Here is a 7,517-nt window from a genome sequence, read left to right as displayed (position 1 = left end):
TATAAAGATTTTTTGTTTTTTTGTGCTTCACAATTGCTGTGTCCAAAATTCTCGGTCAGCTCTTGCGGGTAATTATTGCTTTAATAGTTTATGGAAAAATTAAGTAAAGTTTTTAGTCAGTTTAAAGGATCGTTTATGCTCCAGTTATTATTTGTCTCATTCAATTGATCGAATATTTCAGGTCCGTGATCAATTTTGCATTCCTCAATGCGCTCTTTAATATTGTGGGAATAATAGCCAAAGTTAATCAACTTGGAAGAATATTTCTTCTTTACCCAAGCAAGTGCTGGTGTTGACTCGATAAGTTTGTCAGCCTCATTAATTAAAAAGCAAACTTTATAGTATTTATATACTAATTGTTCAAAAATCGTCAAGTCTGTGCCCTCGTCTTCTAAAATCAATTCGTCATTCCTTAAAGTTTCGTCCACCCATTCATATAACGAGAATAATAGCCTTTCGTTCTTATGATGGACAATCCTAATGAATTCATTTTTGTTTTTGCGACCGACTTTGTTCTTTGGATCAAAAGCTATTTTAACATTCCGCTTTGATAAATTATAATTCTCCGATTTGTCCAAAGCATGCCAGTATATGTTTCCCTGCTCGAGATGGACTAAAAAAATGACCGCTGGTAGATTGAATGAGTTCCAGTACTTGATGTGGCCAGATTTGACAGTCACTTCAAACTCTTCCGCGGTTTTGGTTTTTACTTGAGCTTTGATAATTTCGCCAGTAGATTTATAGTTTTGGTCAACTAGCTCAATTTCCATATCGATGCCAATATCTATATTGGTGAGCCTGCAAGGAAAGCCGTAATAGTGTATAATCTGCGCAGCAAGCAGATGTTCACCAGCATCACCGATCATATTTGTTTTTGTATATCTCAATTGATGTCTGGTCTAAAAAAGTGAAGGTAATTGTAGCTTGTGATGGGTTAATGATTCATACACATATGATATGGTATCGTTTTCCACCATTTTTCCTATGACAAGGTCGATAAGTTTTCCTTTTACAATTTGTCCAAAGTCTTTTTTATTTAGCTTTGTATAGAGTTGTTTCATGTCCTGCATTTCATCGAACAGCACTTCTTGTCCCACCCCTTGACGATTAAGTATCTCGATGAGCTGGTCGATCTTGGCGTTGAGTTGTTCTGGTGTGTAACGCATAGTTTCATAATCTTGCGGAATGGAAGTCCTTGTTTGTTCGATGGCCAAAGCACCAGTCGCTGTGATTTGTGCCATAAGGTCGGCACCGATTCCGCCTAATACTTCTACATAGCCATGATCTTTTAATACATTGATGATTTCCCTTGCCTGATCATATCTTTTCATTGGAATGCCATTTCCAACAAACAGTTCCTCAATCGAGTAATAACTGTCGTCGTAAAGATCATAAAGTAGGTTTAAGATAAAGTTGAGCTTTTGGTTAGTTGTATAACTGATGCGTTCCTCCAGGCTGATTTCATTAGGTGCGATAATGACGTCACATACGCTGAGCACTTTCAACATTTGGCGGAGATAGGATAGTTGTGAACCCAGTTTGCCTGTCATTTTCTCAAACTGTCCACGCAAATTATTCTGTCCACTAAAACTATAATCACCTGCCGCCGCATTATGAAACTCGATCTGATACCTATTGAACTCTCCTTCAAAACTGCCCTTAAGAAACTCTTTAGTCTTTGTGCTCCATTCCAAGTAATTTGTCTCTACAAGTTCCAATTCGGCTTCGGTCGTGATCTGCTGGTTTGCAAGCTTAACACCAATCTCGATTGCAGAGAGGATTTCCGACTGGAAATCTTTCCAGTCGATTAATAGTTTAATTAGTTTATACATCTTTGCGTTAATAGAGAGCTAATTTATAAAATCTATTATAAAATGATAAATATCTTGCTCATGAATTCCACTAACATCTCCATTAAAAGTAATGCTTGGTCTAGATAGTTTTTTTTTCGAATAATAGCTGCAAGCTTTTCATTACCGGATGTCTATCCCGAATTATTCTGAAGGATCATCAGTTGGTTTTGCGATTTTGGTCGAATCTTAAAGAAGATTTTTTTACGAGTAAATAGCTTCGGAAGCAATTATTATGATCCGAACATAGTACGATGTTTTCTCTACCAGATGGCATTCTGTGATCGCTATAAATTTTGTTGTTACTAAATCACTTCTAAATTTCTATTTCTCAACATAATTGGAACCTATAATATGGGAAGTCAACTTTTTTAGCGGCCACGCTTGGAAATCCCCATAACTCCGCATTATTTGCGTTGCAAAATGGAAAACCGTAATTTACAATCGAATTAATGGTTTAATTATGTGGACTAATGTCAAATACACCTGTCATGAAAAAACAACAGCAACTCTCAAATAAGCTAAAAAGTACTAAAGGATCACTCTGGCACAGGTGGGAACCACATATCCATACTCCCAATACGGTATTGAACAACCAGTTTAAAAGCAAGGATATTGGCGATTATTGCGATCTAATCGAACAATCTGACCCGCCGATCAGGGCACTTGGCGTTACAGATTACTATAGTTTGGCTTCCTACGAAAAGCTGTTGGAAGCTAAAAGTCAGGGACGTCTGGCTAATGTAGAACTCCTTTTCCCAAATATCGAGTTAAGGTTTAAAATATCCACTACAACCGACAAGGCCATCAACGGTCATCTAATCTTTTCACCAGAAGATCCTAACCATGTTAGCGAAATCAAGCGCTTTCTACAAAAACTAACCTATTCCAATGGGATTGAAAGGTACAGTTGCCATGAGGCAGATCTGATTAAACTGGGAAAAGATCACGACAAAGACATCATCGCCGACAATAAGGCATTAGAAACAGGTACAAACCAATTCAAAGTCGAGTTTGACCAACTTGTTCTGGCAATCAAAGAAAGTACCTGGGCTCAAAAAAACCTATTGATTGCCATTGCCAGTGGAAAAGACGGAACCAGCGGGCTGAAAGACGACGCTTCATTCGCAAATACCAGACAAGCCATCGAACGCGCTTCGCATATTATTTTTACCAGCAACGATAAAGACCGTGAATTTTGGCTAGGTAAAGGTGTTCAATCAAAACAGCAGATCATCACCACCTACCGAGCTTGCAAACTCTGTATTCATGGCTCGGATGCTCATACCGAAACAACGGTGGGAAGACCTTTGAATGATAAGTACACTTGGATCAAGGGAGATCTGAATTTCGAGGCGCTGGTACAAGCCTGCATTGAGCCGGAAGACAGGGCACATATAGGGCCAACGCCTCCCGACAATCGACTGGCACCTTACATTATCGATGAAATTGAGATCAGCAACGCGGACTGGCTTACACCAAACCAAATCCCATTGAACTCAGGATTGATTGCTATCATCGGTGCCAGAGGGTCGGGCAAAACAGCACTGGCAGATCTGATTGCCACTGGAGGTTATGCCATTTCAGAGCAACAAAATGACACCTCCTTTATCCAAAGGGCTTCCGAACACCTTCAGGATACCGAAGTCACTCTAAAATGGCAGGAAGGAGCAAAAACGACACAAGCGGTAAGAAACACGCATATGGAAGACACTATGGACTACCCACGTGTGCAGTATCTTTCACAAAAGTTTGTAGACCTACTTTGCTCTTCCGAAGGAATGACGGACCGGCTCATTCTGGAAATTGAAAAGGTGATTTTTCATGCCCATCCCAAAGAAGATCGTCTGGGTGTATCTGATTTTCAAGAACTACTCTCGCAAAAAGCTTTCACCTACCGTGCGGAACGGACCGACCAAGAAGAAATGATTTTAAATTCTTCTCAGCAGATTACAATTGAACTGGAAAAAAAAAGAAGTATTCCTGCACTGGAAAAGAAAGTTCAGGACCTTACCACTGAGATTGCTGGCGATAAAAAATCAAGGGACACACTGTTGAGCAAAGATAAAGATAGCAGGTTAAAGAACCTGTCAAGGATCACCACAGCACTAGACAAAGTAACTGTCAAACTCGAAAAAAACCAGACTAGGCTCCGATCTTTAAATGGATTAAAACAGACAGTAACATCATCGAGAACGAACACTTTTCCAACCTTCACCACAAAATTGCCCTCAAGCCATCCTGACACAGGTTTAAGCGCATCTGATTGGCTGGCCTTTGGCGTTGATTTCAAAGGTGATGTAGATAAGATACTCTCAGATCATATTGCACAGGCGACTTTGGAAATTTCAAAAATCAAAGGTACCAAACCAGCAGCCGACATAACCAGAAAACCCGAGGATAGCTACCTAACCACGGGTATTCAGCCAGAAGACCATACCTACGAAATTCTTGTGCTGGAAGTTGAGCGTCTTAAAAAACTTACTGGGATAGATGCAGAAAATGCCAAACAGTATACGAGAATATCCGAAAAGATACAAAAAAGCGAAACCGAACTTGGAAAACTGAACACAGAACTCACTGATGCCAAATCCGCGACAACAAGATTAATGGGGCTGATCGGCGACAGAAAACTCGCCTACAAAAATGTTTTTAAAGCTATCCTGGCTGAGGAGAAAGAACTGAAACACTTGTATCAGCCATTGATGTCAAATCTCAAATCCCAATCTGGCAGCCTTGGCAAACTTTCCTTTGTAGTTCGGCGCCGTGCGGATATCGAAGCTTGGGCACAGCAGGGAGAGGACCTTTTAGACCTTAGAAAAGCAGGGCCATTTAAAGGCAAAGGCGCATTATATGATGCTGTAAAAAACGAACTCAAAAATGCCTGGGAAAACGGCACAGACCAGCAGATCAGTGATGCACTGGCCTTATTCCGCGACAAACATGAGAACGACATCCTCGAACATGCACAGGCCGACAAGAAAGACCTTGCAGAATACTCCAAATGGGCCAACCAAATTGCAAGCTGGTTATATAGCACTGAGCACATAACTATCTCCTATGGAGTAATTTATGATAATGTAGACATTCAACAACTTTCCCCCGGAACACGAGGTATTGTTCTGCTCCTGCTGTATCTAGCCATTGACCAGGAGGACGAACGCCCGCTTATCATCGATCAACCCGAAGAAAATCTGGATCCAAAATCGATTTTTGACGAACTGGTACCACTGTTCAAAAATGCAAAAAACAGGAGGCAGATCATCATCGTTACCCATAATGCCAACCTTGTTGTAAATACCGATGCCGATCAGGTCATTATTGCCAATGCCGGACAACATGACCCAGGCAAACTTCCTGCGATTACCTACCATAGTGGCGGACTGGAAAACTACGATATCAGAACTCAAGTTTGTGAGATTTTGGAAGGTGGCGAGGCTGCGTTTAAAGAACGGGCAAAACGATTGCGCGTTGCCTTTAACTAAATCTATTATAACCTACACATAGGGTTGCCAAAAACAATCCTATGTGTAGAAGGTACGGATCAATAAAGTTTCTTATTACGATCGATTTACTATATTAGCTTAAACTTAAGTTGATCAATGGGAATTAACGATCTTCCGCAGGTTGATAGAGCTTCAAGAAATGAAGATCTGTCCAAAAACCGACTGCTCTCCTATTTTAGCAAACATGCTGGATTTATTGCGCGCGAACAGACCCAAGATTTTGGTGTTGACTATAAAGTGGAGCTTATTGCAAAAGGAGCTACCAATTGGTCATTCGATATCCAGTTGAAGAGTATAAAAAAAACAAAGGTCATTCTGGATGGAAGATACCTTTCTTTTTCAATCAAAGCCTCAACGTTGAACTATCTCTTAAGAAATGAACCGGTCTACGGGCTGCTGGTCATTTACGATTTGGGTTCTGGAAGTCTGTTTTTTGATTACGTCGATGCCCTATACCTTAGATTTTTAGAGGAAAGAGAAGCTAGTAGCTGGAACAGTAACGATAGCCTAAGTGTGCGTATCCCGACAGAAAATGTGATTGACAATTTTGCAGTAGCTGAAATCCATAGCAAGTTCATTCAACGTTTCAAGAATCGTGGGGAAATGGTTAGTGCACATGGTGCAAATTACGGATTGCCGAACTTAGGTGTTGGCCAGATTAAAGGTGCGGGGCTTGGGAGTATTGAGGATGCGGTAACTGAGCTCAGGAAAAAAGGAGCAATGTTATTAGCACAGCGTGATCTTTGGCGGGTCTATGAGCTACTGGAAGCGTTACCAATAAGTCAGATTGTCTCAGACAAGGAGGTTTTAATGGTTGCTGCACTGGCTTACAGCGGAGTAGGGAAGCTAGCGGACTCCATGTACTATGTTGAAAGGCTTCTTAAAAAATATGTGTTGAGCGAAAGTGAACAGCGCTCTATTACTTTCACATCGCTGAAGAACAAGCTAGGCTCTGGTGAGATAGATAGGAAGACCTTTGTGGCGGGTGCAAAATTGTTACTTCCCGGTGCAAGTGTTTCCGAGGAGCTATCGCTAAGACTGAACATTCTGTATTTTGAGTTAGGTAAAATACAGGGCTTCGAACGGATGACCGCCGAACTGATTGCTGAGTTTGAGGAATTGGAGCGTATGATTGCTGAGGTTAAGGATGAAAGGCAACGCAACTATCTCAAGGCGACTAATCTTGATAACCTAGCAGTGATTGTTAGCCATGAGCGTACCGAAGGCATGAATAGAAAGGTTGTTTTTGATCAATTGCGGATTGAAATGGAAGAAAGTCAGCGCCAACATTATTTAGATAAAGACTATACACTTCATCATTGGCTGAAAGTCGGATATGCAGAGGTGGGGCGTTATGGGTTTGAGAATAACGAATTTGTGCTGCTGGCAATGGTGACTGTTTCTAATTTAAAATTTTGGCTCAACTTTCAGATGGATGTGCTCGTTTTTGGTGAGAAGGGAATTTCAAGGGAAAAGACAAGATTGGAGCTTGACGAAAGGATAGACATTGCATTGGCAACTGCAAGTATGCTTGATTCAAGACAATTTCTAAGACAAGCCTACGTCATTCAGTGTCTTGCCTATGAATTAATTTTGGTTTCCAGAAAATGGTATGGGTTTGAGGATCGGTTTAATTGGGATAACATCAGTATTACAATGCAGAAATTGGAGAATGAGCTCGAACTCCCTACGTTTGTTTCACAAATGCAAAAGCTCATCGATATGAAACGGTCAGGAAAACACCACGGATTTGCCGGTGTTGGTTCGATGGTAGGAATGAGTGATGTTCAGATTAGGACTTATGCGAAGTATATATTAGAATCCAAATATTATCCCAACGCAGAGTTGCAAAATATCATCAATGAAATGTCCGCTTTCAGGAACTTTTACCAAAAAATTAAAGATGATAGATTTGAGTTACGTATCATGAGACCCATTGACCGCAGCTTAGCCTATACATTTTCACATCCCTTTTATATAAATGATATCAAAACAGGAATACAGTCACTTCCTACGACAGATATTAATGCTCTATTACAATCTTTTGGGATATAGGAAGGAGATGCTATTTTTCATTACGTATAAAGTAGAACGAACCTAATAGCATTTGCACGTTCTTCAAAATATGGATGTACGAAAGTTACAATAAAAAATTGTTATA

4 protein-coding genes are annotated in these 7,517 nt (G+C 40.4%); 2 read left to right on the top strand and 2 right to left on the bottom strand.

Translation table 11 applies throughout. From position 1 onward, the window contains the following. Positions 1–116 precede the first annotated feature (116 nt). Together OQ267_RS19255 and OQ267_RS19250 are read right to left on the bottom strand one after the other, a co-directional pair. The gene (locus OQ267_RS19255) at positions 117–866 is read right to left on the bottom strand and encodes a DUF4365 domain-containing protein (RefSeq protein WP_265837580.1); all 750 of its coding nucleotides are present in this window, start codon (positions 864–866) and stop codon (positions 117–119) included. A 33-nt stretch (positions 867–899) separates the two neighbouring features. Then, a complete protein-coding gene (locus tag OQ267_RS19250; protein WP_265837579.1) occupies positions 900–1,832 on the bottom strand; it encodes a hypothetical protein in 933 nt (310 codons plus the stop codon). Between the two features lie 509 nt (positions 1,833–2,341). Here OQ267_RS19250 and OQ267_RS19245 point away from each other — a divergent pair. Continuing rightward, a complete protein-coding gene (locus OQ267_RS19245) occupies positions 2,342–5,335 on the top strand; it encodes a TrlF family AAA-like ATPase (protein WP_265837577.1) in 2,994 nt (997 codons plus the stop codon). Between the two features lie 117 nt (positions 5,336–5,452). Next, a complete protein-coding gene (locus tag OQ267_RS19240; protein ID WP_265837575.1) occupies positions 5,453–7,411 on the top strand; it encodes a DUF4365 domain-containing protein in 1,959 nt (652 codons plus the stop codon). Positions 7,412–7,517: the final 106 nt, after the last annotated feature.

The organism is Pedobacter sp. MR22-3 (genome assembly GCF_026240075.1).
Lineage (GTDB): Bacteria > Bacteroidota > Bacteroidia > Sphingobacteriales > Sphingobacteriaceae > Pedobacter.
The sequence above is the reverse complement of the archived record's forward strand: the minus strand, read 5'-3'. Positions and strand labels throughout refer to the sequence as shown.

Bases quoted from the DNA above. Each gene is read 5' to 3' on its own strand.
- OQ267_RS19250 (WP_265837579.1), bottom strand. From the start codon at position 1,832: ATGTATAAACTAATTAAACTATTAATCGACTGGAAAGATTTCCAGTCG.
- OQ267_RS19255 (WP_265837580.1), bottom strand. From the start codon at position 866: ATGATCGGTGATGCTGGTGAACATCTGCTTGCTGCGCAGATTATACAC.
- OQ267_RS19245 (WP_265837577.1), top strand. From the start codon at position 2,342: ATGAAAAAACAACAGCAACTCTCAAATAAGCTAAAAAGTACTAAAGGA.
- OQ267_RS19240 (WP_265837575.1), top strand. From the start codon at position 5,453: ATGGGAATTAACGATCTTCCGCAGGTTGATAGAGCTTCAAGAAATGAA.